Source organism: Enterococcus sp. DIV0691, assembly GCF_051711145.1.
GTDB lineage: Bacteria > Bacillota > Bacilli > Lactobacillales > Enterococcaceae > Enterococcus_B > Enterococcus_B hirae.
In genome coordinates, this window is sequence record NZ_JBIOLY010000001.1 from 2,097,707 (window position 1) to 2,121,945 (window position 24,239).

Annotated in this window: 29 protein-coding genes and 2 tRNA genes; 1 reads left to right on the plus strand and 30 read right to left on the minus strand. The window is 37.4% G+C overall.

Features of this window, described 5'->3' with window-relative positions:
* Positions 1 to 127 precede the first annotated feature (127 nt).
* From IGJ11_RS09635 to IGJ11_RS09650, 4 genes are all read right to left on the minus strand, one after another.
* Positions 128 to 817, minus strand: a complete 690-nt coding sequence (locus IGJ11_RS09635; protein WP_207431669.1) for a ComF family protein — start codon at positions 815 to 817, stop codon at positions 128 to 130.
* Complete coding sequence (locus tag IGJ11_RS09640; RefSeq protein WP_207431670.1) at positions 804 to 2,180, minus strand: DEAD/DEAH box helicase; 1,377 nt, start codon at positions 2,178 to 2,180, stop codon at positions 804 to 806. Before IGJ11_RS09640 ends, IGJ11_RS09635 begins: the two co-directional genes overlap by 14 nt.
* A gap of 175 nt (positions 2,181 to 2,355) precedes the next feature.
* Positions 2,356 to 2,679 (minus strand): PTS sugar transporter subunit IIB, encoded by a 324-nt coding sequence (locus IGJ11_RS09645; RefSeq protein ID WP_207431671.1) that lies wholly within the window; start codon positions 2,677 to 2,679, stop codon positions 2,356 to 2,358.
* A 96-nt stretch (positions 2,680 to 2,775) separates the two neighbouring features.
* Positions 2,776 to 3,063, minus strand: coding sequence for a DUF7662 domain-containing protein (locus tag IGJ11_RS09650; protein WP_010718578.1), 288 nt, complete (start codon positions 3,061 to 3,063; stop codon positions 2,776 to 2,778).
* A gap of 128 nt (positions 3,064 to 3,191) precedes the next feature.
* Between IGJ11_RS09650 and IGJ11_RS09655 the strand changes: the two genes are divergently transcribed.
* On the plus strand, positions 3,192 to 3,839 hold the full coding sequence (locus IGJ11_RS09655; protein WP_053765692.1) for a YigZ family protein: 648 nt from the start codon (positions 3,192 to 3,194) through the stop codon (positions 3,837 to 3,839).
* A gap of 95 nt (positions 3,840 to 3,934) precedes the next feature.
* On the opposite strand, the gene IGJ11_RS09660 is transcribed toward IGJ11_RS09655, so the two are convergent.
* The 26 genes from IGJ11_RS09660 to IGJ11_RS09785 all read right to left on the minus strand — a co-directional run bounded on the left by IGJ11_RS09660 (position 3,935) and on the right by IGJ11_RS09785 (position 24,186).
* Positions 3,935 to 4,642 (minus strand): GntR family transcriptional regulator, encoded by a 708-nt coding sequence (locus IGJ11_RS09660; RefSeq protein ID WP_010718580.1) that lies wholly within the window; start codon positions 4,640 to 4,642, stop codon positions 3,935 to 3,937.
* Positions 4,643 to 4,898: 256 nt separating this feature from the next.
* A complete protein-coding gene (locus IGJ11_RS09665; protein WP_010718581.1) occupies positions 4,899 to 5,069 on the minus strand; it encodes a hypothetical protein in 171 nt (56 codons plus the stop codon).
* Positions 5,070 to 5,189: 120 nt separating this feature from the next.
* Positions 5,190 to 5,261, minus strand: a tRNA-Gln gene (locus IGJ11_RS09670).
* A gap of 6 nt (positions 5,262 to 5,267) precedes the next feature.
* Positions 5,268 to 5,348, minus strand: a tRNA-Tyr gene (locus IGJ11_RS09675).
* An 87-nt stretch (positions 5,349 to 5,435) separates the two neighbouring features.
* Positions 5,436 to 5,669 (minus strand): DUF2969 domain-containing protein, encoded by a 234-nt coding sequence (locus tag IGJ11_RS09680; protein ID WP_010718582.1) that lies wholly within the window; start codon positions 5,667 to 5,669, stop codon positions 5,436 to 5,438.
* A gap of 83 nt (positions 5,670 to 5,752) precedes the next feature.
* Positions 5,753 to 6,640 (minus strand): ROK family protein, encoded by an 888-nt coding sequence (locus tag IGJ11_RS09685; RefSeq protein WP_207431749.1) that lies wholly within the window; start codon positions 6,638 to 6,640, stop codon positions 5,753 to 5,755.
* An 80-nt stretch (positions 6,641 to 6,720) separates the two neighbouring features.
* On the minus strand, positions 6,721 to 7,218 hold the full coding sequence (locus tag IGJ11_RS09690) for a GNAT family N-acetyltransferase (RefSeq protein ID WP_438772536.1): 498 nt from the start codon (positions 7,216 to 7,218) through the stop codon (positions 6,721 to 6,723).
* Positions 7,205 to 7,474 carry a membrane protein insertion efficiency factor YidD gene (yidD, locus tag IGJ11_RS09695; RefSeq protein WP_010718585.1) on the minus strand — a complete coding sequence of 90 codons (270 nt, stop codon included), beginning with the start codon at positions 7,472 to 7,474 and terminating at the stop codon, positions 7,205 to 7,207. Before yidD ends, IGJ11_RS09690 begins: the two co-directional genes overlap by 14 nt.
* A gap of 180 nt (positions 7,475 to 7,654) precedes the next feature.
* Positions 7,655 to 7,831, minus strand: a complete 177-nt coding sequence (locus IGJ11_RS09700) for a DNA-directed RNA polymerase subunit beta (RefSeq protein WP_010718586.1) — start codon at positions 7,829 to 7,831, stop codon at positions 7,655 to 7,657.
* A gap of 12 nt (positions 7,832 to 7,843) precedes the next feature.
* Positions 7,844 to 9,145 carry a UDP-N-acetylglucosamine 1-carboxyvinyltransferase gene (gene murA / locus IGJ11_RS09705; protein ID WP_207431672.1) on the minus strand — a complete coding sequence of 434 codons (1,302 nt, stop codon included), beginning with the start codon at positions 9,143 to 9,145 and terminating at the stop codon, positions 7,844 to 7,846.
* 104 nt (positions 9,146 to 9,249) lie between these two features.
* Positions 9,250 to 9,483 carry a DUF1146 family protein gene (locus IGJ11_RS09710; RefSeq protein WP_010718588.1) on the minus strand — a complete coding sequence of 78 codons (234 nt, stop codon included), beginning with the start codon at positions 9,481 to 9,483 and terminating at the stop codon, positions 9,250 to 9,252.
* A gap of 448 nt (positions 9,484 to 9,931) precedes the next feature.
* Positions 9,932 to 10,783: a hypothetical protein gene (locus IGJ11_RS09715; RefSeq protein ID WP_242697129.1), complete on the minus strand. Its 852-nt coding sequence runs from the start codon at positions 10,781 to 10,783 to the stop codon at positions 9,932 to 9,934.
* A gap of 144 nt (positions 10,784 to 10,927) precedes the next feature.
* Complete coding sequence (locus tag IGJ11_RS09720; RefSeq protein ID WP_242697130.1) at positions 10,928 to 12,436, minus strand: hypothetical protein; 1,509 nt, start codon at positions 12,434 to 12,436, stop codon at positions 10,928 to 10,930.
* Positions 12,437 to 12,642: 206 nt separating this feature from the next.
* Positions 12,643 to 13,065 carry a F0F1 ATP synthase subunit epsilon gene (locus IGJ11_RS09725; RefSeq protein WP_010737985.1) on the minus strand — a complete coding sequence of 141 codons (423 nt, stop codon included), beginning with the start codon at positions 13,063 to 13,065 and terminating at the stop codon, positions 12,643 to 12,645.
* Between the two features lie 13 nt (positions 13,066 to 13,078).
* A complete protein-coding gene (gene atpD / locus IGJ11_RS09730) occupies positions 13,079 to 14,485 on the minus strand; it encodes a F0F1 ATP synthase subunit beta (RefSeq protein ID WP_010718594.1) in 1,407 nt (468 codons plus the stop codon).
* A gap of 22 nt (positions 14,486 to 14,507) precedes the next feature.
* Positions 14,508 to 15,410: a F0F1 ATP synthase subunit gamma gene (locus tag IGJ11_RS09735; protein WP_010737986.1), complete on the minus strand. Its 903-nt coding sequence runs from the start codon at positions 15,408 to 15,410 to the stop codon at positions 14,508 to 14,510.
* Positions 15,411 to 15,423: 13 nt separating this feature from the next.
* Positions 15,424 to 16,980, minus strand: a complete 1,557-nt coding sequence (atpA, locus tag IGJ11_RS09740; protein WP_010718596.1) for a F0F1 ATP synthase subunit alpha — start codon at positions 16,978 to 16,980, stop codon at positions 15,424 to 15,426.
* A 22-nt stretch (positions 16,981 to 17,002) separates the two neighbouring features.
* Entirely contained in the window at positions 17,003 to 17,545 is a 543-nt protein-coding gene (gene atpH / locus IGJ11_RS09745) for an ATP synthase F1 subunit delta (protein WP_034699144.1), read from the minus strand.
* The gene (gene atpF, locus IGJ11_RS09750; RefSeq protein ID WP_010718598.1) at positions 17,532 to 18,056 is read right to left on the minus strand and encodes a F0F1 ATP synthase subunit B; all 525 of its coding nucleotides are present in this window, start codon (positions 18,054 to 18,056) and stop codon (positions 17,532 to 17,534) included. The genes atpH and atpF overlap by 14 nt, the downstream gene beginning before the upstream one ends.
* A 209-nt stretch (positions 18,057 to 18,265) precedes the next feature.
* Positions 18,266 to 18,481, minus strand: a complete 216-nt coding sequence (gene atpE / locus IGJ11_RS09755; protein ID WP_010718599.1) for an ATP synthase F0 subunit C — start codon at positions 18,479 to 18,481, stop codon at positions 18,266 to 18,268.
* A gap of 50 nt (positions 18,482 to 18,531) precedes the next feature.
* The gene (gene atpB / locus IGJ11_RS09760; protein ID WP_010718600.1) at positions 18,532 to 19,251 is read right to left on the minus strand and encodes a F0F1 ATP synthase subunit A; all 720 of its coding nucleotides are present in this window, start codon (positions 19,249 to 19,251) and stop codon (positions 18,532 to 18,534) included.
* A gap of 300 nt (positions 19,252 to 19,551) precedes the next feature.
* Complete coding sequence (gene smpB / locus IGJ11_RS09765) at positions 19,552 to 20,016, minus strand: SsrA-binding protein SmpB (RefSeq protein ID WP_010718601.1); 465 nt, start codon at positions 20,014 to 20,016, stop codon at positions 19,552 to 19,554.
* A 39-nt stretch (positions 20,017 to 20,055) separates the two neighbouring features.
* A complete protein-coding gene (rnr, locus tag IGJ11_RS09770; RefSeq protein WP_242697131.1) occupies positions 20,056 to 22,422 on the minus strand; it encodes a ribonuclease R in 2,367 nt (788 codons plus the stop codon).
* Positions 22,423 to 22,424: 2 nt separating this feature from the next.
* The gene (locus IGJ11_RS09775) at positions 22,425 to 23,174 is read right to left on the minus strand and encodes an alpha/beta hydrolase (RefSeq protein WP_207431673.1); all 750 of its coding nucleotides are present in this window, start codon (positions 23,172 to 23,174) and stop codon (positions 22,425 to 22,427) included.
* Between the two features lie 220 nt (positions 23,175 to 23,394).
* Positions 23,395 to 23,631 carry a preprotein translocase subunit SecG gene (gene secG, locus IGJ11_RS09780; protein WP_010718604.1) on the minus strand — a complete coding sequence of 79 codons (237 nt, stop codon included), beginning with the start codon at positions 23,629 to 23,631 and terminating at the stop codon, positions 23,395 to 23,397.
* 279 nt (positions 23,632 to 23,910) lie between these two features.
* The gene (locus IGJ11_RS09785; RefSeq protein ID WP_010718605.1) at positions 23,911 to 24,186 is read right to left on the minus strand and encodes a GNAT family N-acetyltransferase; all 276 of its coding nucleotides are present in this window, start codon (positions 24,184 to 24,186) and stop codon (positions 23,911 to 23,913) included.
* Positions 24,187 to 24,239 lie beyond the last annotated feature (53 nt).

Genomic DNA, 24,239 nt, shown 5'->3' on the forward strand with positions numbered 1-24,239 from the left:
TACCCCTTTCGTCTACCACAATCAAGAAGGAGAAGGACCACTCTTTCCCTCTTCTTACTACCATTATATCGAACTCTAATCCATTTGCAAACTAAATCGCTATCAAGGACATTCGTTTTTCATTTATTTATCGAGCTAGCGAAAAGGTGCGGATTTTTTCAGGAGCATGTGGCAATAAACAAGAAGCAGCATGGAAAAGGGTTTGCCCCGTCGTATAGACATCGTCTACCAACAATACTTTTTTCCCTTTGATGATCGTTGGAACAACAGCTAATTTGAAAGGTTGGGTAGTTTTTAAACGTTCCTGACGTGTTTTTTGGGATTGTGGAAGTGAATGATCAGAGCGAGTCAGCAGTTGACGATAAGGTATTTTAGCTACTCTCAACATTTCAATGACCTGATTAAACCCACGTTCTTTTAAACGTGCAGTGGCTAGTGGGATTGGACAGATTTGATAATCGCTAAATTCTTGTTGGATTATTTGCAACTGTTTAGCAAATGTACCTGCCAGTCGGACATCTCCCATAAATTTATAGCGCTTTAACCATTCTTTGAAGGCTGAATCATAGTAAAAACAAGCATGATGACTGAAATCATAATTGGGATAGGCGTTTTTCCAGGCAATACAATCTTCACAATACGTAATATCACCAGGCAGTTCTTTCTGGCAAGTTCGACAGCTTTGCTGTTTATTTATCGGACGAAACAAATTTGAACAGTCCTCACAAATTTGAGGAAGAATCTTTCCCAATCCAAGAATCTCGCTGATCTTCAAATTTCGGATGACTTGTTTTTGACAATAACTACAACGATTCATGTGTTTTTTCTCCTCTAGGCTCACTATTTTTCATAGCAAGCTGCTTTTTTCCCTGACGATTCATTTCTTTGATCTCACGACAGGCTAATTTGATAGCTTTTGTCAGTTCTTCATAGAAAAAATAGACTTGGCTATTGGTAAAATCTCCCTTTCGATCGGCTCGACCAGCGATTTGTACAAGGGAAGATTTAGTAAAAACACGGTGATCAGCGCCTAAGACGATCACTGACACATTTGCAAATGTTACCCCACGTTCCAAAATCATTGTAGTAAGTAACACATCATATTGTTGCTTTCTCATTTGCTGAACTTTTTCTGAACGGTTTGGATCTTTTGCGGATGCATCGGTAATACGGTACATGGGTAAACAACGCTTTAACAGTGAGGCTAATCGATTCATCAAGTCAATCGACGGACAAAATAATAAGACATGATTTTGTTGGAGCAGCATGTTTAGACACTTCAAAAGTGGTCGAAGTTTTTTTTCTTTCAAACATTTATTCGGCCAGTCATTCCAAAAAAACAAATGTGGTTCAGGCAATAACCGTTGATGGAAGCGAAGTGGCAATTGATGGATCAAAAAGGTTGAACGGATTTTTTTCAGTAGCTGCTCATTAGGTGTCGCACTTAAATAGATAAATGTTCCTTTTGGTTTAATTGCAGTTTCAACAGCATAAGCTAACCCAGGATCTCCTGCAAAAGGGAACGCATCCACCTCATCGACGACTAACAGATCAAACGCCTGATAAAAACGATACAGCTGATGCGTAGTCGCAATCACGAATGGACTAAAGCGATAGGCTTCTTTCTTTTTTCCATGAAGCAGGACAATGTCTTCTTCTGGAAAAACGCCACAAAAACGCAGGTAAAGTTCGTTACACACATCAACCCTAGGTGAAACTAATGCGACTCGTCCACCTTTTTCTAACGTTTTTATGACCTTTTCATAAAGCATCTCAGTCTTTCCCGCTCCTGTCACAGCCCAAATCATGTGCTGTTTTCCCGAGACATCAGTGACCAAGTTCGTAGAAATCGCTTGTTGAGTTGGCGTTAACTTTCCTGTCCAAGTAAAACAGACATTTCTTTTCGGCAACTCAGGTTGTTCAAATAAAAATAATTCTTGTGTGTTGTCACAACGACCTAAAAAAAGACAAACAGGACAAAAGAAGATCGGTTGATTTTTCTCTATTTTACCTATTTTTGTTCGCTTGTTGCACCGATTACATTTTAGCCAATTCCCTTGTAAATGAATGGCGGCTAGTTTCTGATAGCGAATCTGTTCAAAACGATCATCGAACCATTCTAACAAGTCTCTCGTAAGTAATCGTCTACCATATAAACTGCATAAACTACTTTTTTTCATCTAATCCCCTAAAAGAAGATACGCTACATCAGTCCATTCTTCAAAAAATTTGAGAAGAAATGGTTATTTGAAACGGTTGGTATAAAAAATAAGCCGAAAAATCCTTGAATAGGCGCCCTATTCGTTGGATTTTTCGGCTTATTTCCGATATGAACATCGTAGTATGCTCTGTCCTTTATTTGTTTTCAATTAAATGGATGGCTTGTTGTAATACTTTTTCGCCATTCATCAACCCATAATCTGCCATATTGATAATATCTAATGGGATTCCTTTTGGCTCTAGACGTTTTTCAAAATCAGCTTTCATGAAGCGGACTTGTGGACCCAACAGCAAAACATCAACTTCTTTAGAAGCTAGCTGGTTATCGGCATCAGAAGCTGATACGGCAAAAATATCCGTATCAATTCCTTGTTCTTCAGCAACTTTTTGCATTTTTGTTACAAGTAAACTGGTACTCATCCCAGCAGAACATACGAGCATGATTGTTTTTTTAGTCATTTTACTCTCTCCATTCTTTTAACTTTTGCAAACGATTTCTTTTTTTGCTTGTGTGATTATTATACAAAAAAGCAAGATAATGTCAACGTTTTCTTATCAGTCGAATAGCCAACTCGATTTAACTAATTGATTGAACACAACATATTCTTTTTTTAAATTGATCACCACAACCTCGTAGCCAGCATTGATCCAGCCATATGCTCCTTTTTCTGGGTGCTTATAATCATTTGCCCACCAATCAGTGCTTTGTCTAGCTGATTTAGGGAGCCCATAACTTGGAAAAAGAAGTTCGTCGATCTGTGTAAATGTTAAAGTAACCTGTGATCCCCCGTTATTTTTTAAATATTGGGTGATGGCGTCATATTTTTTTATGCGTTCTTTCATCCCCATCTCACCTTTCTTTCTTCTATTATCCCATAGACTCTCTTCATTACTCAAGTATTATAAGTGTTGAAACTAAAGGAATAATTCATTATACTTTGACTATTATCAACTACTTGTAAGGAGGAAGCATCACGCTGAATAGTTATAGAACCATCCAAGCAGACGGTCAAGCAGAAATCGAAGTCAAAAAATCTCGTTTTATTTGCTCTATGAAACGAATTGAAACGGAAGCAGAAGCTAAAGCGTTTATTCAGGCAATGAAAAAAGAGCATTGGAAAGCAAACCATAACTGTAGTGCTTTCGTTCTCGGTGAAAAAAATGAAATTCAACGCAGTAGTGATGACGGTGAGCCTAGTGGTACGGCAGGTGTCCCAATGCTGGAAGTACTAAAAAAAAATGAATTGATCAATGTGGTCGCTGTCGTCACACGCTATTTTGGTGGGACAAAATTGGGTACCGGTGGTTTGATTCGTGCCTATACACAGGCTGTTTCTCACGCACTAATTGAAATCGGGATCGTTGAAGGAACACAACAGCAAGAAATAGCTGTCCATATCACCTATCCGCAATTAGGTAAATTAGAAAATATGCTTGAGTTGAAACATATTCCTATAAAAGAAACGATCTACACAGACAAAGTCACGGTTCACTGTTTGATTGTAGAAAAAGAAGTTACTGCATTTAAAACAGCAGTCGTTGAATTATTGAATGGACAGGTGGAATTTACAGATGGTCCAATTTCCTATCATGAACAACTGGTAGAAGCTGACCAGTAATCACTCTATCCGCTGATCTCGAAATCAAAAAAGAAGAGCCTAGGACAAAACTTGTCTCAGGCTCTTCTTTATTTGGACTGTTTCGTGTCCCTCTTTTATTTCTCTAAATAAAATTCAAAACGATTCCCTACATATTGCGTACGAACATATTCAAATGGGGTACCGTCATCAAAATAAGAAGTTTGGCGTAAACGTAACACAGCATCTCCTTTTTTTACTTCTAAATATTCTGCAATTTTTTCTGAAGCAAGAATGGCTGTGATTGTTTGATTAGCTGCCCCGATCTTATGCCCACTTTTCTCTTCGAGTACCCGATAAAGAGAATTGGTAATTTCAGATTTACTATAGTCTGCAATAATCTTTTGCGGGATACTGGCTACTTCAAAACAGATTGGTATATCATCAGCATAACGAATTCGTTCCATACGAAGAATCGTTTCGTCTTTTTCCAGTTGCAGCTTCTCCATTTCACTAGAACTTGGGGAAGTTAAAAAATAAGAGATTGTCCGACTAGAGGGTACTCGATTCTGTGATTCCATAATTTCAGTAAAACTGGTCGCACCAGACATCTTTTCTTGGACTTTTTCTCTTGCTACATATGTACCTGAGCCAATTTTTCTTTCCAAAATCCCTTCATCAGCCAGGTTTTGAATGGCTTGACGCAAAGTCATTCGACTAACATTGAATTTCACTGCCAATTCTCTTTCAGAAGGAAGGCGATCACCGATTTTCCAAATACCTTGTTCGATTTCACTTTTGATCTGATCATGGATTTGTATATAGACTGGTAGTTGATTCGACATAACGTATATCCGCCCTTTCATTTCCTTTATTATAACTGGTATATACCTGGTTCACAACTGAAAAGGAAAAAGTTTCTTTTGCTCGACTAATTGTCGATCAATCATTTGCCAACCCGATTATTTTATCCAAAAGTTTATGTAAGTAAATGTGTGTCCTTCCTCTTTAATCCAAGTGGAAGGATTGAAAATCATTTTGTAAAATAACAAAATCTCCAAAAGACAGCAAAATCACTGTTTTTTAGAGATTGTGTTATTCTTAACGGTTTTTTGAAAGCCATTTTTTTGTGTGATTGGTTGGACGCTTTGATTTCACTTGTATCGCTTTTTCTGATTTTTTCGGTAACCGGACTTCTACCTGATACTTTTCCGACTTAATCAAATCATAGATTTTCTCTGCAGTCTCATCTACTTTTTCTTTCCACTTCATTTTACTGCCCCCTTTTTTTGATCTATCTACTATTCACTCTAGCCTATTTCTTGATAATCTTCAAGAAACAAGCTGTTTTCACACAAAAAAAGAGTGATCTTAATAGATCACTCCGTACTACTGGGGTAGCTGGATTCGAACCAACGCATGAGGGAGTCAAAGTCCCTTGCCTTACCGCTTGGCTATACCCCAATGAAATGGAGGAGAGTGGATTCGAACCACTGAACCCTAAGGAACGGATTTACAGTCCGTCGCGTTTAGCCACTTCGCTACTCCTCCGAAAGGTTTGTATCAACCTGACTTAGTTATAATACCTAATTTTCCAGATTTTTGCAACCCCTTATTGAAAATTTTTTTGATATTTTTTTATTCGTGTAGATTCCAGTGACGAATAACTGTTTCTATCGCGTTTTCAAGACTCTTTTCTTTCCCAAAATCTTCTTCACCAAAAAAAATTTCAAATTCTTTTGGTCCATAAGCCAAAATTTCCCCAATCATTTTTTTACCAATAAATAACTGAGTCACATCATAAGTTGTTCCTTTGATTTGTTTTTTGACTTCTTCGATACGTACTTCAATATCTTTATTTTTTTTTGACATCTTTTTCCACCTCCATGATAGTTTATCATATTCAATCATGGAATGCCTACCATATGTCTAAAAGTTTTGTTCAACGCTATGCATCATTGAACTAAACCTTCACGTTGAGCGGTGAAATTGGCAGCTGCTCCAATCAAGTTTGCATCATTTCGATAATCACATAATAAAATTTTAGGATCAAAGTCATTTAGTTCTAAATCAGTAGTTAATTGTTTCATTCGTTGATTGATTTCTGTTAATAACCCTGCTTTTGCAGAGATCCCCCCACCAATCACGATGACTTCAGGATCAATCGAAAATTGGATACTAAACAAACCTTTTGTTAAATAATCATAAAAATTATCTACCTCTTCTTTTGCTAGTTCATCCCCTTGTTCTGCTCGTTCAAAGACTTCTTTTCCGCTATAAGTCGTACGTGAAACTCCCAAACGGTCACAGTAACGCCAAGCCATTTGAACTGCTGTACCAAGCTTACTAAATGTTTGATTGCCTTCTAAGAACATCAAGCCAAATTCTCCCCCGTACAAATGAGCGCCTTTATTTAGTTGTCCTTGGGTAAAGATTGCCCCACCTACTCCAGTCCCAAGTACAACAAATGCTACATGTTGATATTCTTTCGCTGCGCCTTCATAATACTCAGCCATTCCAGCACAATTAGCATCATTTTCGATCGTCACTGGTAAATGGAAGAGTTCTTCCAGTTCATGAAAAATATTGAATCCGTGGATATAAGGAATGGCACTAATCCCTTCAATCAGCTGTTTCTCCTGATTCACTACTCCAGGTGCGCTGATTGCTACGCCTTCAATCGCCTTCTGTTTTACAAACGTTTGGAATACCTGTTTTAAATGCGCTTTCATTTCTTCCCATGTCTTAGGAGTCGGAAATTGGCTGGTGTCTTCAAGCGCTTGTCCATTCCAATAGCCATATTTTACTGCGGAACCACCAAAATCAAAAACTAAAATACCCATCATTTATTTGTCTCCTTTTCTCATACTGTTTTTATTTTAAGTCAAGCCACAGTATTTTGAAAGCCTTTTTATGGATGAGTTCAAATTTTCTTTGCTAGAGTTACTTGATCTCGTAAACGTTGGCCATTTTCATAGATTGGCTGTTTATAATTTTTGTCAAAATAATCTTTTTCTCTAGAGATTTCCAGGAAGCCGATTTTTTTATACAGTTGTAAAGCTGCTGATGACGTACTCCCCGTCCGAATAATGACTTGTTGTTGAGTGTTTTTTAACTTTTTCATTTCTTTTAGTGTATGGGTAAGCAACGCGTAGCCGATTCCTTGACCTTGAACTTTTGGAGCTACAGCTAAATTCATTATTTCAAACACTAATTTATTTGTGAGAAAAACGATCACTCCCTGAATGTCGTTTTCTGCTTTCCATATAAAACCAGACCCTTGATCAATGTATCGTTGGACGTTTTCCTCTTCAGGATCTGCATCCAACAATAATGACCAAGGTAAAGTTGATTGATCTAATGCGACGATACTTTTTTCTCCAGAATGCTCGGTCTTACCTGACTGTTTATTTTTCATCATAATTAGGCATCTCTTTATCTTTCTTATTACGTGTCAATTGACAATTTAAAGGTACGTAATCGATTCCGCCCTTTACGAATGGATGGCAACGCAAAATGCGTGCTGTCCCCATCAGCGTTCCTTTAAATGCACCGTGTACTTGAATCGCACGTATCATATAGTTTGAACAAGTAGGATAGTACCGACAGCTAGGTGGGAAAGCAGGAGAAATAAACCGTTGATAAAAACGGACAATAGCCACTAAGATTTTTTTCATCTCATCACCTCATTATTAAAGCTTTGCTCCTCATTCTCCTATTCATGACAAACGACTGTTCAAAGGAGCAATAATCTGCCAAACAGTGGAATGACTCACAATAAAAAAGGACTTCTCAAAAGCGAAAATTCGTTTTAAGAAATCCTTTGTTTGCTTACACTATCATTTTCACACAACTCTTTATCTGAAAAAATCTTGGATGTGCAGCCACAAACTTGGTTGAAAAACCTTAAACGGATTTCCACCACCGATAACCCCGTATCCAATCATTGTTCCAGCTATAAATAAAAGAATCAGTAATAGTATGACAACTAAAATCTTCACCAATGTGATTAAAATATACCGTTGGCTACTCATTTTATCACGTCCTTAAACAGTGACTTGAGCTGTTTTATCAGCGGGCGTTTGATCGATTGCCACACGTTCCACATCTGCACCTAAGTTTTGCAATTTAATATGGAATTGATAATAACCACGATCTAAGTATTTAAGATTGCGAACGCGTGTTATGCCATTTGCTTTTAAACCAGCAAGTACTAATGCTGCAGCAGCTCGTAAATCTGTTGCATAAACTTCAGCACCTTGTAATTCATGATTCCCGTCCATAATCGCTACGTTTCCATCAATCTTCACATGGGCGTTCATACGGCGCATTTCTTCCAAATGTTGGAAACGATTCTCAAAAACTGTTTCAGTCACCATGCTCGTTCCCTCAGCGACTAACTGAATAGCAGTCATTTGGGCTTGCATGTCTGTCGGAAAACCAGGATGAGGCATTGTTTTGACGTCAGTTGGTAAAATATGTTTTGGACCAACAACTCGAATGCCGCCTTCTTCTTCAGTGATCGTTGCACCCATTTCAATTAATTTAGAAATCAACGGACGATTATGTTCTGAGATTGCATCTGCGATCAAGACATTTCCTTCAGTCATCGCTGCTGCTACCATAAAGGTACCTGCTTCGATCCGGTCTTGAACAATTGCGTGTTTCACTGCATGCAGATGATCGACTCCTTCGATACGCATCGTTTCCGTACCAGCACCATAGATATTTGCGCCCATTTTATTTAAAATATTTGCAAGATCTACAATTTCAGGTTCTCGAGCGACGTTTTCGATGATCGTTGTTCCTTTAGCTTTTACTGCTGCCATCATGATATTTTGAGTGGCTCCAACACTTGGAAAATCTAAATAGACCGTGTTACCGATCAATTCATCCGCAATAGCTTCGATGTAGCCATTTTTTTGAATGATTTTCGCACCCAATGCTTGGAATCCTTTAAGATGTAAATCAATTGGACGTTTCCCAATCGCACATCCCCCTGGCATGGCAACTTTTGCATGACCATTTCTAGCAAGTAATGGTCCCATTACAACGATAGAAGCACGCATTTGACTCACATATTCATATGGCGCTTCGATTTCTAATTGTCTTGACGCATCAAGCGTTACTTGATTATTGTCTTCATCAAACACTACATCTACGTTTAAATGACGAATCACTTGATTCATAGTGAAGACGTCAGAAAGAATTGGAACGTTGTCTAAAACGGTTGTTCCTTCTTCAGCCAACAAACTAGCAGCTAAAATAGGTAGAACAGCATTTTTAGCTCCTTCGATTTTTACTGTTCCATTCAATTGTTTGCCACCTTTGACGATGATCTCTTCCATGTTGTTCCCCCCAAAAAATTCCAATGAGCTATAAAGACTCAAAATCTTTTCTATTATATCATTTCTTTTATTAAAATAGTACCTTTTTTTATAGTACCTTTTTTTTACTGCAGGCTAACGAAAAGATTTCGACACAATGCAATAATTTCTAAGAAGAAATTACTGGCAGTATATCCTAAAAAAATAGAGAAGAATACAATCGCCATTCGAATTTGCGTATCATGCATTTTTTTAAAAAACATCTCAATTCGCAGTGACCGCAACGACCAGAAAGCCAGATAAATAAAAGCTAAATGACTCACGATTCGAATAATTGCATCAATTCCGTATACTTGCATAGTGACGTCCCTTCAAAATTATACTTTTTTTAATAACTAACAAAATGATGATACCATAAATTGGAAAAATAGAGAAATTATTGGTTGTAAAAAGATGGAATTTGTTGGCTAAACGAGACGAGAATTTTCAAGAACTTTACATTCAAATGATGACTCTGTTTCAATACCTTATTTTTATAAACTATTTTAACTACTATTTCACATGCTTTTTTGATGAAAGTTGTTCCTTATTTGCTTATGTACTCATATCATTATAATAGAATTTACCATTGATAATTAAACGATTATTTAATATAAATATATGCCCTCTCTTATAGTGTAGGAACAAAAAATCCTTTGTTTAATTTCTTGATGATCGTACAATCAAGTCTATTTCTTTTTTTGCCATCTTCTTTGCTTGTACTTTAAGGTCAGCTAAGTTATTTGTTATTGTTTCATTTAAATTCTTTTATCTACATATTCGTTGGTTGATTGTTTCTGGCTTCACTTGATTTTCTTTAAAGGATGGTTGTTCTGCTACTTTTAGCTCAAATAATTTATTTTTTATTTCATTTAGATACTTTTGTCTACATATTCGTTGGTTGATTGTTTCTGGTTTCACTTGATTCTTTTGAAAGGGTGGTTGTTCATTCAACGTTTGCCAACTTTTTGGTTTATAACTTTCCCATTCATTTGGAGATGTTTTCCAAGGTGCAGGCACTTCATATCCATCTTCAAAAAAATGTACCTTTCCTTCAAAATCTTTCCAATTGCGAAAGAGATAGCGAATTTCTTTAGGAGTGAAAGCCTTTTTATCTTTTTTTTCTATAATACGTTTCATATCTAAACCATCAATACAATAATAAATGGTTACATTTTCATTATCTCTTGCACTGTCTAATCCAATTTTACAACCTCTAACAATCAGCTGTCCTGTATATTTGCAATTTTTCTTACATAGATGTTCTATATTTTTTTCCGTAGCTTCATGTAGCCCAGGATTAAAATTGATTACTTTATTTTTTTCAGTATCTTGTGTGCGTTGAAAATAGTAAGACCATAAAGGCCACCAATCTTTAAATGGTGAAATATATTTTTTCCAATTTATTGAAAAATCTTTTAAGTATTCAAGATTCATCGGATTTTTTGGGTGATCATATGTAATCGATGAAAAATGATTATTGTACTCTCTGATATCACAGGGACCTTGTCCTTCAGTATCACTTGAATAGAATCCTTTTTTTCTAATTTTTTCAATCTGTTTCTGTAAGTTTTCCGCTTTTAGTGATAAGCCATAAAATAGAATTATTTCCTGTTTCATCGTTCATTTTCCTTCCCATAAGTTTATTTATTTTTAGTTTTCAAGGTAAATAATAGCAGCAATAATCGTCCTCCTTTGAACTTTTTTCTTTTGTCCTAGTCCGATTTAACAAAAAAAATAGTCATACTACGAAAATTAAAACACTCAACGTTCTTCCATAGCGGGAGATTGATTGTTTCTAATCGGTTGGTTTTTTAACTGAGTTCTCTGATCCATAATTGTCTTGTTTTTTTGTTCTGCTGTTTCAAACTCAGCTTTTCTAGCGAGATTTAATTTTATTCGTTCCTTCAAATAAGCAATGTTTTGATCAGTACTAGGATTAAAAAATTGATTTGTTTGATCAGTAGGAATCGATTTATCTTGTATTATTGCATCATAAAATGGCTTTTGGATTTTCTCATTTGGCTGCGGGTGAAACTTATAAATTGGTGGGAGATATTGCTGATAATTTAACTGCCATGTTCGCTTGATGACATCAATTTGGCTACATGGTATTTTCTTTGATATTTCATTTATGTTTATTACGCCGTATTTATCTATCTGTTCTTTTAATTCAGCATCCAGCCTTGACAATTTATATTGCATTGGCATAGTCCATTCAGAATATGTCAAAAGAATCCTATCTATTGAAGTTTCCTTCTGAGAACCATTCAGATGAGATGCGTGTGCTTGTTTTAGGAGAACTTTTAAGTGATTCTTAGCTAAAATTGTAATATCATTGTTGTTCAATCGTACCATTTGTCTAATATTTTCAAATGATAAATTTTTCCTTCCGTGAAATACTTCCGTTAATAATTGCCGTGCTTTTTCTTCAGACTCTACTTTTATTTTATTATTCTCAGCAGTTACATCTATATTATTCTCAATTAAAATGTTTTTTACAGTTTGACAACTCATCTCATGTTTTTTAGCTAATTGCAAAAAAAATAGTTTATGTCTTTGCTCCAACAAACACTTCACTGATTCAATAAGCGCTTGTTCCTTCTTACTTTGAGTGCTTGTCTGCCCATTCTCCAATGGTTGTTGTGTTGAACAGCTGAACTCGCTATTACTTTCTATTGGCACGTTTGTATCTTGTACAAATTCCTTAGTTTCATATAAAGACTCTTGGACTTTGGTAGACAGCGTTGTTGATTGGGAAGTGTTTCTGATCCCCAACATTTCTTCTATTTCTAGTAACCGTTCGACATCTAATGAGTACTCCAAATGATTTTCCAGTTCGTTCTCTGGAGCAACTTTTTGTTTCTTATATGGGGGAACTTGTACTTTGTTATTCTGTTCTAACACTGCATGACTATCTTGGTTTTGAATCATTTTCAGTTCATTTTCGTTAATAATGTTTTGCAACGTTCTCTTTCTTTGAATTGTTTCCGATCGCGAGTGTTGTTGCTCAGCAAGATTACCTGTATTATTTTCCGATAGAGGTGGACCAAAATGATGTCTGTTAGATGGAAACTCCTCTTTTTCTTGTTTTTCTGATTCAAGGCTCTTCTTTAAAAGATAGTCCCTAAATTCTTGTAATTGTTTATGTAACGAAACTGTTTGATCATCCGCAAGATTGCCTACTATTTCTGAGTAAGATAGTGATTTTTGTTGCGTATGTGTTTCTTCTTTTGTGTCTACTGAGGAAAAACGTTGAATTTTTTTTGGCATTATGATACCTCCTTTTTTACTGCAATTAGTTTACCATAGTATCATAATGATGAAAGTTCCATATTTTTATGTAACAAAGAAGTAATTGTTCTTTACTTTTTATGTTTAGAATATAACTACCAATAAAAAAATCCAAAATTCTAAGGAATCTCCTTAAGAATCTTGGATTTTTTAAGGCCTACTTGTTAGGTCCTCATTCGTTGCTTTTAAGAATGTTTTGAAACCTTGATTCGGTTGATCGCACGATGCAAAGCAACTGTCGCACGTTTCAATTCATTCGTATCTTCTTTTTCTTTTGCTTCTGCGATTTGTCGCTCAGCACGTTGTTTGGCTCTTTCTGCCCGAGAAACGTCAATATCTCTTTCACGTTCTGCACTATCGGCAACGATTGAAACAACATTGTCACGAACTTCCATGATTCCGCCATTGACAGCAATCCAATCGACGTGGGTATCAGAGTCTGTTCTCTTCACACGGACTTCATCAATTGTTAATGGAACGATGATCGGCGCATGTTTAGGTAAAATACCAATTTCCCCCGCTGTAGTACGTGCTACTACGATCGCTGCATGGTGATCATAGACCAAACCGTCAGGAGTCACCACATTCACAGTTAAATATTGATCCATGGGGCACCCCTTTCTAGTAGCCTAGCTTTTTCGCTTTTTCTACGACGTCTTCTATTCTACCAACACTTCGGAATGCTTCTTCAGGAAGATCATCGTATTTACCTTCTAAGATTTCACGGAAACCTTTGACTGTTTCTTCAACTGGTACATAAGAACCAGGAAGACCTGTAAATTGTTCCGCTACGTTAAAGTTTTGTGACAAGAAGAATTGCACTCTACGTGCACGTGAAACTAAAACTTTTTCTTGATCAGATAATTCATCCATCCCTAAGATCGCAATGATATCTTGTAATTCACGGTAACGTTGTAAGACATGTTGGACTTCAGTCGCTACTTTATAATGTTCTTCACCAACGATTTCAGGTGCCAAAGCACTTGAAGATGAAGCCAATGGGTCCACGGCTGGATAGATCCCTTGTTCTGTCAATTTACGCTCTAAGTTTGTTGTAGCATCTAAGTGGGCAAATGCTGTTGCTGGCGCTGGGTCAGTATAGTCATCGGCTGGTACATAGATTGCTTGGATCGAAGTGATCGAACCTTTTTTCGTTGATGTGATACGTTCTTGTAATTGACCCATTTCAGTTGCTAACGTTGGTTGGTAACCAACGGCAGAAGGCATACGACCTAAAAGGGCAGATACTTCTGAACCAGCTTGAGTGAAACGGAAAATATTATCAATAAACAATAGCACGTCTTGACCTTCTACATCACGGAAGTATTCAGCGATCGTCAGACCAGTCAAAGCTACCCGCATCCGAGCACCTGGTGGTTCGTTCATTTGTCCGAACACCATCGCTGTTTTTTCGATAACGCCTGAATCTTTCATTTCATAGTAAAGGTCATTTCCTTCACGAGTACGTTCCCCAACACCGGTAAATACAGAAATACCACCATGTTCTTGGGCAATATTATGGATCAATTCTTGGATCAATACCGTTTTACCTACACCGGCACCACCGAATAATCCAACTTTCCCACCTTTTAAGTAAGGTGCTAACAAATCGATAACTTTGATCCCAGTTTCAAGGATCTCCGTACTAGTACTTAATTCATCAAAGCTTGGTGCTTTTTTATGAATCTCACTACGTTCTGCATCTTCTGGGAAAGATGATCCTAAATCGATCGTATCTCCTAAAACGTTGAATACACGTCCTAGTGTATCTTTCCCTACTGGAACAGAAATGGCTTTACCAGTATCGATAACTTCCATACCACGTTGTAAACCATCTGTTGATTCCATGGCAATGGTACGGATCACTCCGTCCCCTAATTCTAATGCTGTTTCAAGAACAACTTTTGATTTTTTCTCATCATTTTTATAAACAACTAATGCGTTGTTGATATCTGGTAAGGATTGGTCTAAAGAAAATTCCACGTCGACAACGGGACCGATTACTTGAACAATCTTGCCTGAACTCATCTTTTTTCCTCCAATCTCAATACTATTCTAGCGCCGAAGCTCCGGCAACAATTTCGGTAATTTCTTGGGTAATAGCCCCTTGTCTTGCACGGTTATAAGATACCGTCAAATCATCAATGATCGTTGCAGCATTATCCGTTGCTGTCTTCATGGCAGTCATGCCGGCAGCGTGTTCTGCTGTCTTCGCATCAACGATTGCACCATAGATTAAGCTTTCCGCATATTGAGGCAATAACTGCGCCAAGATTTCTTCTTTTGAAGGTTCAAAAATGTATTCTTGGTCAAAAGTAGTTGCTTCTTCTGGATCTAAATCTGAAATTGGCAGCATTTTTTCTACACGAAATTGGCTAGTTAGTGAATTGATATGATGATTGTAGCATACGTACAATTCATCAAATACTTCATTTTGATACATCGTTGTTGCCATACCTACGATTTTACGCACTTCATCAAAACTTGGTTGGTCCGATAAATTACGTAATTCGTAAGCCAAATTAATTCCTCTAGCTTTGAAGAAATCTGCACCTGTACCTCCGATTGCGATCATCACATAATCGTCAGGAGATTTATGGTCTTCTTCTAAAATAGACATTGTTTGCTTTAAAATCGAACTGTTATAGCCACCAACTAAACCACCATCAGCGGTAATCACGATATACCCCGTTTTCTTTACCGGACGGCTGATTAACATACTATTGTAATTGATATCTCCACGAGGATTATCAGAAGCAATATCATTTAGTTGAGTAGCTGTCAAATGAGTGACGATTTCTCTGACTTTATTTGCATAAATCTGAAACTTCTGAGAAGAAGCTTCAGATTTTGTCAGTTTAGAAGCGGACACCATTTGCATTGCTCGAGTGATTTGACTCGTTTTCTTCGTTGAAGCAATCCGAGTCTTGATTTCATTTAATGAAGCGCCCATTCATCTCACCTCACTATGCATTTTGAATGGATTTCAATTTGTCTTCTGTTGAAGAAGTGTTTCCTTTTGTCGCTAAGAAAATATCTTTGTATTCTTGGATCGCTTGATTCAATCGTTCTTCTTCTGGAAGATCTTTCGTTGTACGGATCGTTTCAAAGATATCTGCATGATTCGTATCTAGATATTCAAATAATTCATGTTCAAAATCTAAGATGCTGTCAACTGGAATACTATCTAAGAATCCATGTGTCAAAGCATATAAGATAACTACTTGTTTTTCAACAGCTAGTGGTGCATGAAGTTTTTGTTTCAAGATCTCAACTGTACGACGTCCACGATTCAATTTCGCTTGAGTCGCAGCATCTAAATCAGAACCAAATTGGGTAAATGCTTCTAATTCACGGTAACTTGCTAAGTCAAGACGTAATGTTCCTGCCACTTTTTTCATTGCTTTGATTTGAGCAGAACCACCTACACGGGAAACGGATAACCCAGCATCAACGGCTGGACGAGTTCCAGCGTAGAACAAGTCACTTTCTAAGAAGATTTGTCCGTCAGTGATTGAAATAACGTTTGTTGGAATATAAGCAGAGATATCTCCAGCTTGTGTTTCAACAAATGGTAAAGCAGTCATTGAACCGCCACCTAAATCATCACTTAGTTTTGCCGCACGTTCTAGTAAACGTGAGTGCAAGTAGAAAACATCCCCTGGATAAGCTTCACGACCTGGAGGACGGCGTAATAGCAATGAAAGTTCACGATAAGCAACAGCTTGTTTTGATAAGTCATCAAAGATAATCAATACATGTTTGCCGTTGTACATGAATTCTTCACCCATTGCAGTTCCTGCATAAGGCGCAATATAAAGTAATGGCGCAGGTTGTGATGCACCCGCATTGACTACGATCGTGTAATCCATTGCTCCATATTTTTTCAAAGTTTCTACTTGTGTACGCACAGTAGAATCCTTTTGACCGATCGCCACATAGATACAGATCATATCTTGACCTTTTTGGTTAAGGATCGTATCGATTGCGATAGATGTTTTACCCGTTTTACGGTCACCAATAACTAATTCACGTTGGCCACGTCCGATTGGAACTAAAGCATCGATGGCTTTTAGACCTGTTTGCATTGGTTCATTGACAGATTTACGTTGCATAACGCCTGGTGCCATTGCTTCGACTGGACGAGCTTTATCTGTAACGATTTCTCCTAACCCATCGATTGGTTGACCTAGCGGATTAACGACACGTCCGATTAAGGCGTCCCCAACTGGAACTTCCATGATTTTACCTGTTCGTTTTACTTTGTCTCCTTCACGAATGGATTCGAAATCACCAAGGATAATGATACCTACATCATTTGATTCTAAGTTTTGCGCCATTCCGTATGAGCCGTTTGAAAATTCAAGCAACTCACCACTCATCGCATTTTCTAAACCGTGTGCACGAGCAATCCCGTCACCGACATAAGTCACGGTACCGATTTCTTCGACTGAAAGCACGTTTTGATAATTTTCAATTTGTTCTTTGATCAAGGCACTAATTTCTTCTGCTTTGATAGCCATTCGATTCACCTACCTCTTTGTACTATCTATTTAATTGATTACGCATTTTTTCTAATTGCGTGCGAATGCTTCCGTCGATCACTCGATGGTTGGCTTCAACAATTGCCCCACCAATAATAGAAGAATCAACGATTTGCTTCAATTCAACTGTTTGATAGTCCATTGTTTTTGCAACATTCATTTCTAGTTTTTGTAATTGTTCATCAGAAAGTGGTACTGCTGTTTTTACACTACCTAAAAGTAGTCCTTTGTAATCGTTGTAGCGATGTTCGTATTCATCGATCATAAACGATAATTCAGACATCCGATTATAACTATAGACCACTTCTAAAAAGTTTTTCACGATACCGTCAAACCCACTGACAAGTTTATCCATAATGATTCGTTTTTCGTGAGGTTCTAAGCGGACGTCACTAAGTACGTTGCCTAATCCAGGTACTTCACTATAGATTTGGCGTAAGCTTAGTAATTCTTGGTAAATTTCTTCTGCGCTATTTGAATCGATCGCCAGTTCAAATAGTGCTTTACCGTAGCGTCTGCCGACAGTATATTTATCTAGTTTCATTTGAAGAACCTAGACCTTCGATATATTGATTGATTAAAGATTCATGCATTTCTGGAGACAATTCTTTGTTCAAGATTTTAGCCGCGATTTGAAGAGAAAGATCTGCTACATCATCTTTTACAGAGTTTAAAGCTGTATCACGTTCTAACATGATATCAGTTTGCGCTTTGCTTTTTAGACGTGCAACTTCTTCTTGCGTTTCCTTCAAAATATTTTGACGGCTTAATTCTCCACTTTCTTTCGCATTTTTAATGATATCAGCTGCATCAGAGCGAGACGCTAACAATTGTTGTTCGCGTTCTTGTTCCATTTTTGCTGAATTGATGCGAGATTTTTCGGCAGAATCTAAATCATTGGCGATCTTATCTTCACGTTTTTTCAAAATATCGCTGATTGGTCCCCAAGCAAAATGTTTCAATAGAAACATTAGTATCAAAAATGAGCCGCTGACAACGATGATATTACCTAACATCGGATTACCAACTTCTGCAATTGCCAATTGATTCAGCATAGGCTAGCCTTCCTTTCTTTAAGGTGTATCTCATGGATGATGAAGGAATCCTGACTTCAATGATTGAAACAGCCTCCTCAACGCCTTTTGTTCTAGTATTATGATGAAACAACTCAATTATTTTGAAAATAATCAGGTTGTTTTTTTTCAGTTTTTGACAATTAAAAGAGGATTAGTGACAGTAGTCCTATCCTCAAACAGTTAATTGATTAAACAGCAAAGACTAGAATCAAGGCAATAACCACACCTAGAATAGGAACAGCTTCAACTAAGGCTACCCCGATGAACATTGTTGTACGTAATTGACCAGACATTTCAGGTTGGCGTGCCATTGATTCGATTGTTTTAGAGATTACTTGACCATTACCATAACCAGCTCCGATAGCTGCTCCCATGATTGCGATTGCTGCTGCGATATAATTCATAATTTATTTCCTCCTAAATATAGATAAATAGTAGTTTGTTAAAAACGATGTTACTCTTCTACTTCAATCTTATGGCTCATATATACCATCGATAAAGTGACAAAGACAAATGCTTGGATGCTTCCGATAAACAATGAGAATGCGATCCAGACCATCTCTAAAGGAATTGCTAACGGTAATGAGAACCAACCTAAATTATTCATCATATTGGCAATCAAGGTAAGTAAAACTTCCCCCGCGTAGATATTCCCGTAAAGACGCAAAGCAAGTGTTAATAGGTTCGTAAATTCTTCGATCAGCTTCATTGGAAACATGAAACTATATGGTTTCAAGAACGAATTTACAAAATACCCTTTAAATCCAAGCTTTTTCACCCCGAATAAATGAGTAAGTGTGATCATTATAAATGCCAAAGTTAAAGTAACAAACGGGTCTGCTGTCGGACTTTTCCAAAGTGTTGTTTCGCTAGGTAAGACGATTTTCGTTATTAAACCTATATTATTTGCCACGAAGACAAATAAGAACAATGTAAAAGCCAACAAATGAAAATTATTCAATTCTTTTCTAGGCAGATTATCTGTTACGATCCCTCGGGTAAAGTCAATGACCCATTCCAGCGCATTTTGTTTCCCCGTTGGTTTCATCTTAAGATTTCTTGTAAAGAAGTAAACTAAGAAGAAGACAATCAAACAGGTCAATAACACCATCATACAAACAGTACCATCAAACCAAACCGGTCCAATATGGAACGTTAGCGAGCGTTCATCCAATCCATTTCACCTCTTTTCCCTGAATTTCACATAAAATCAAATTCATGTGTACATCTGGTTTTTCTAAATCGTTTTCTAACCAAACGGTATCATACCACCATGAAACAGAAAATTCAAAACATTTTCATGAAAATCAGACAATTTTTTATTTCAGTCAAAAAAGTTTGCTTTTTCCTAGAAATCATCGTGGCGTTTTACAAGAAAAAACCTGTGATATCATGCTTTATCAGATTAAATGCTAACAAATTTTATCATTAAGTAAACCTAAAAGCACCGAATATGCGAAAAAGGATAATGAAATTATCTAGAGAAATTTTTTAATGTTCGATCAATTTGACGATCCACATCTTTTCGTTTTAGATCTTCTCGCTTGTCATAAGATTTCTTCCCTTTCGCAAGACCAATCAAAACTTTGGCATACCCATCACGAATATATACTTTTAAGGGTACGATCGTGACCCCGGTATTTTTTGTTTCAGTCTCTAGCCGTGAAATCTGTTTTTTGTGTAATAGTAACTTTCTTGTTCGTAACGGATCATGGTTAAAAATATTGCCTTGTTCATAGGGACTGATATGAACATTATGCAAAAATGCTTCACCGTTTCGAATACGGACAAATCCATCTTTCAAATTGATTCGGCTGTTTCGGATCGATTTGATTTCTGTTCCTTGCAGCACCATTCCTGCTTCCATCGTATCGATAATCGAATAATCATGGCGAGCCTTTTTATTTTGGGCGATTAACTTTCCGTCGCCTTTTGGCATATGACATTCCTCCAAACTGGTATTCATAGTGGTTATTGGTTATTTTTTCTTTTTCTTCTTAATTCCCTTATAAAAAGGTTTTTTCCCTTTTTTATTAGATGGTCCTTTTCCTTTTTTCCGCTCATTTGAATAGGAATTTTTCTTTCCATTCCGTTCAGTATGAGATTTTGATGAACGTTTTTGATGACGATTAGAAGGACGATTTTTGTTTGACGTTTTTGGACGTTCTAATGGAACGATTTCTTCTGCATCAATCAATTCAAAGTCGATTGCACGTTCTTCCGGATCTGCTTTGATGACTTTTACCCGCACTTTTTGACCGATTTTAAAAGTTAACCCTGTTCGTTCGCCTACTAATGCTAAATGATTCTCAATAAAGTGGAAATAGTCTTGTTTCAACTCATTGATATGGATCAACCCTTCAATCGTATTGGGTAATTCGATAAACAACCCAAATTTAACAACTGAACTGATGATCCCTTCAAATTCCTCTCCTACTTTATCCATCATGTATTCAGCTTTCTTCATTGCATCTACTTCACGCTCTGCCTCGACTGCACGACGTTCCATCTTCGAACTATGCTCAGCAATTTCGGGTAGCTCATTTTCCCAATAAGTTTGATTTGCTTCACTTGGGTCTTGTCCATACGAGCGAATTAAGCGATGGACGATCAAATCTGGATAACGTCTGATAGGCGAAGTGAAATGCGTATAATATTCCGCAGCTAATCCATAGTGTCCAAAATTATCTTCTGAATAACGTGCTTGTTGCATACTTCTCAACAGCATCGTATTGATAACAGCTGATTCGGGTTTGTCTTCGACGTTTTCAATGACTTTTTGAAGATCTTTAGGTGTGATCGTTCCTTTTGTTCCACGAACGACGATTCCTAGTGCAGAAGCAAAATCAAAGAAACGTTGCATCTTTTCTTCTTTAGGTTGCTCGTGAATCCGATAAATGAATGGAAAGTTGCGTTTATTAAAATGTTCCGCCACCGTTTCATTTGCTGCCAACATGAAAGATTCAATCAACCGTTCGCCTACGCCACGGCTTCGCAATAAGATATCAGTCGGTTGTCCATCTGGTTCTACGAGTATTTTTGCTTCACGGTCTTCAAAAGAAATCGCTCCTCGACGAATCCGCATTTCTTCTAAAATCTGATGTAGCTCTTGCATCTCTTGAAACATCGGCACTATTTGCTTATACCGTTCCATTACCTGCTCATCTTGTTCTTCTAAAATCTGATTGACCGCTGTATAGGTCATTCGTTCCGTCGTTTGGATGACACTTGGGAAAATATCATGAGATACCACCTGACCATTTGGATCAATCTCCATCTCACAACTCATTGTTAGTCTTGGTACGTGAGGGTTCAATGAACAAATCCCGTTTGATAATCTTTGTGGGATCATTGGAATGACACGGTCGGTTAAATACACACTCGTTCCTCGTTCGTAAGCTTCACGATCTAACTGGCTTCCTTCAGTCACATAATTGGAAACATCTGCAATGTGTACACCTAAGAAATAATTACCGTTGGATAATTTTTTCACAGTAACGGCATCATCCAAATCTTTGGCATCTTCTCCGTCAATCGTCACGATCAATTGTTCACGTAAGTCTCTCCGGCCAACTAGGTCTTTTTCATCGATCGTATCTGGCACTTGATCAGCTTCTGCCAAGACATCATCCGGAAATTTTGTCGGAATCCCGTTTGAGACAACAATCGATAGGATATCCATTCCAGGATCATTTTTATGGCCGATGACTTGTTTGACAATACCTTCTAAACTGGTCGCGTAGTTTTTCTCAGGATAATGGGTCAGCTCAACCATTACGATACTCCCATCAACTGGTCGAATCCCTTCAGCTGCTGCATAAACTTTAAACTGATTCAATTTTTTGTCTTTTGGGATAACCACCCCATAAAGATCCGTTTCACTTATCTCTTCCTCTGTATAAGCTACAAATTCCCCAGCTAATTGCGTAGTTGCTCGTTTGCGGATCTCAACTACTTTACCTTCTGCTCCACGATCCATCGCAGTATCGGCCGTTTTTATGATATCGATCGCTACCGTATCGCCATCCATGGCATACCCAGTTGCTTCTTTAGGAATATAGATATCATCTTCTTCTGGATCAATCGTCACAAAGCCGAAGCCTCTTTCATTGGCCCGAAACGTTCCTTCGATCAATACTGGTTTTAATGGTAGCTTCACTTTTCCTTTTTTGGTAAAGACCACACTTTGTTCTCGTTCCATTTGAGCGATTGTCTGAACGAGTAGCTTGAAATCTTCACTTTTTTGCAAGCCCAATCCTTGGGCGATTTCTTCCATTGAAAAGCTTTTTTTGCGCTCGCTCTCAATAAAAAAAATAATTTTTTCTTTCAATGTTTCTTTTGTCATTTTCATTCCTCATTCCAAGGTAAATTCTCTAGAAACTCCAACACATCTTTTTCCAGTAATTTTCTAGACTCTCCAACGGTGATCACATGTTTGCTGTTGGGATACCATTGAAGGGTCACTCTTTTATCGGCTAATTTTTTTGCTGTTTCGTAGACTCCAGCTGGATCAATCATTTCATCTTGACCGGCTTGGGCTAAAAAAACAGGTGCTTGGATGTCACTAAGTTTTCCTTCTGTAATTGCTGCTTGTTTTTGTATCTCTGCTAATTGCTGATAAACATTTGGTCGAAGCGCAGCGACAGTTTCTTCGATTTCCTGTTCAGATTCCCCTGCAAGTTTTAGCACATAACGTTCATATCGCTCAAAATTTTCTGGTACATGATTTTCAACTGGTGAAATCGGCGAGCAGAAACATCCGCCACCAATGATCTCTGACTGTTCTGCTAATGCTCGAACAGCGAAGATTCCTCCCATTGATAATCCAAAAACGGCAACTTGGGAAAAACCTTCTGCTTTTAAAAAGTGGATGGCTTGTTTCGTATCTTCCCACCATGTTTCCGTTTTTTGCGCTAAAATGTCTTGTGGAGCTAGCGTTCCATGTCCAGTAAATAATGGAGCATAGACAGTATATTCTGACTTTTCCAAATATCGAGCCAGCATGCGCACATCATTCGGACTTCCAGAATAGGCATGTAAGAGTAGCACAGCTTTCTTGCTATGTTTTGCATAAAGGGGTTTTGGTAGACTTTTCATTAGGTTCACCTCGTTCTTCTCATTTTAACATAGATTGGCGATCCCTTAGGACAAAACCGCTCTTTTGGCAAATAAAAAAGAGCCGCGACGTCAATCACTGCTCTGCATGAAAGGAATTCTTTTTTCGCTCATTCAAATCAACTACTTAAAAAATTAAGCCGAAATTTTTTGAACGAAAAAACGATTCATAATTATTTCGACTAATCGTTAAATCAACTTTTTATTTAGAAGATAAAAAGGCTAGTACAAATAATAAAATCATCCAAATGGCACCCATTACCGCTGTCGAACGTTGCATGACTGCTTCAAAACCACGTGCTTTTTGTTTACCGAATAATTGATCCGCTCCGCCAGTAAATGCACTTGCTGCACTGTTTTGTTTACTTGGTTGCATCATAATTGCAATGACCATTACAATCGATAACACGATCACGATTCCTAAAATTACATTATACATTAAGCAGCCTCCTTTCCGTAAAATATCATCTATTTTACTTTATCATATAAAAAAAACTCTGACAACCTTCTCTTGCGAATGGGACTCCAATTTTAGATAACATTTAGTATTAGCACTTATTCATGGGCAAAGACTGAAAAGATGAAAAAACCGAAAGAATAACAACGTTAATAGCCGGTTGCTACAATTTCGGTTTCTCTAATTTAAAAAAAGTTCATTTAGCGGATAGATCCACTTTTTGTCATTTCATTCATTGACGATCGTACGAAAACGAGTCGATTATTTACGAAGCACATCTTGATATTCAGGTTTTCTTTCAAATTCTTTCTTCGCATATGGACACAATGGAATAATTTTTTTACCTTCTCTTCGAGCTAGTTCTACGCCATTAAGCACTAATTTTTCTGCTAATTTTTGTCCACGATACTCTGGTTCTACAAATGTATGATCAATGATCATGATGTCTGGTCCTGCATCAGACCAAGTCATTTCCCCGATTTCTTTTGCTTCATCATTCAATAATACGAAACGATTTTTTTCTTCTTTGATTTCCATTTTCGCCACTCCCCGTATTGACCAAATAATTTGTTCTCCTTGATTCTAACAGT

Coding starts and splice junctions, on each gene's coding strand:
- IGJ11_RS09680 (WP_010718582.1), bottom strand. CDS start 5,669: ATGTCAAAAAAAAATAAAGATATTGAAGTACGTATCGAAGAAGTCAAA.
- atpH (WP_034699144.1), bottom strand. CDS start 17,545: ATGAAACTAGATAAATATACTGTCGGCAGACGCTACGGTAAAGCACTA.
- IGJ11_RS09635 (WP_207431669.1), bottom strand. CDS start 817: ATGAATCGTTGTAGTTATTGTCAAAAACAAGTCATCCGAAATTTGAAG.
- atpA (WP_010718596.1), bottom strand. CDS start 16,980: ATGGCTATCAAAGCAGAAGAAATTAGTGCCTTGATCAAAGAACAAATT.
- IGJ11_RS09700 (WP_010718586.1), bottom strand. CDS start 7,831: ATGAGTAGCCAACGGTATATTTTAATCACATTGGTGAAGATTTTAGTT.
- IGJ11_RS09775 (WP_207431673.1), bottom strand. CDS start 23,174: ATGAAAAGTCTACCAAAACCCCTTTATGCAAAACATAGCAAGAAAGCT.
- IGJ11_RS09690 (WP_438772536.1), bottom strand. CDS start 7,218: ATGATGAAAAATAAACAGTCAGGTAAGACCGAGCATTCTGGAGAAAAA.
- IGJ11_RS09720 (WP_242697130.1), bottom strand. CDS start 12,436: ATGCCAAAAAAAATTCAACGTTTTTCCTCAGTAGACACAAAAGAAGAA.
- smpB (WP_010718601.1), bottom strand. CDS start 20,016: ATGCCAAAAGGCGACGGAAAGTTAATCGCCCAAAATAAAAAGGCTCGC.
- IGJ11_RS09660 (WP_010718580.1), bottom strand. CDS start 4,642: ATGTCGAATCAACTACCAGTCTATATACAAATCCATGATCAGATCAAA.
- atpD (WP_010718594.1), bottom strand. CDS start 14,485: ATGAGTTCAGGCAAGATTGTTCAAGTAATCGGTCCCGTTGTCGACGTG.
- IGJ11_RS09665 (WP_010718581.1), bottom strand. CDS start 5,069: ATGAAGTGGAAAGAAAAAGTAGATGAGACTGCAGAGAAAATCTATGAT.
- IGJ11_RS09640 (WP_207431670.1), bottom strand. CDS start 2,180: ATGAAAAAAAGTAGTTTATGCAGTTTATATGGTAGACGATTACTTACG.
- rnr (WP_242697131.1), bottom strand. CDS start 22,422: ATGACAAAAGAAACATTGAAAGAAAAAATTATTTTTTTTATTGAGAGC.
- IGJ11_RS09685 (WP_207431749.1), bottom strand. CDS start 6,640: ATGGGTATTTTAGTTTTTGATTTTGGTGGTTCCGCAGTAAAATATGGC.
- IGJ11_RS09725 (WP_010737985.1), bottom strand. CDS start 13,065: ATGGATCAATATTTAACTGTGAATGTGGTGACTCCTGACGGTTTGGTC.
- IGJ11_RS09645 (WP_207431671.1), bottom strand. CDS start 2,679: ATGACTAAAAAAACAATCATGCTCGTATGTTCTGCTGGGATGAGTACC.
- IGJ11_RS09710 (WP_010718588.1), bottom strand. CDS start 9,483: ATGCAAGTATACGGAATTGATGCAATTATTCGAATCGTGAGTCATTTA.
- atpE (WP_010718599.1), bottom strand. CDS start 18,481: ATGAATTATATCGCAGCAGCAATCGCAATCATGGGAGCAGCTATCGGA.
- atpF (WP_010718598.1), bottom strand. CDS start 18,056: ATGCTGAATCAATTGGCAATTGCAGAAGTTGGTAATCCGATGTTAGGT.
- yidD (WP_010718585.1), bottom strand. CDS start 7,474: ATGAAAAAAATCTTAGTGGCTATTGTCCGTTTTTATCAACGGTTTATT.
- murA (WP_207431672.1), bottom strand. CDS start 9,145: ATGGAAGAGATCATCGTCAAAGGTGGCAAACAATTGAATGGAACAGTA.
- IGJ11_RS09650 (WP_010718578.1), bottom strand. CDS start 3,063: ATGAAAGAACGCATAAAAAAATATGACGCCATCACCCAATATTTAAAA.
- IGJ11_RS09735 (WP_010737986.1), bottom strand. CDS start 15,410: ATGGGCGCTTCATTAAATGAAATCAAGACTCGGATTGCTTCAACGAAG.
- IGJ11_RS09785 (WP_010718605.1), bottom strand. CDS start 24,186: ATGGAAATCAAAGAAGAAAAAAATCGTTTCGTATTATTGAATGATGAA.
- secG (WP_010718604.1), bottom strand. CDS start 23,631: ATGTATAATGTAATTTTAGGAATCGTGATCGTGTTATCGATTGTAATG.
- IGJ11_RS09715 (WP_242697129.1), bottom strand. CDS start 10,783: ATGAAACAGGAAATAATTCTATTTTATGGCTTATCACTAAAAGCGGAA.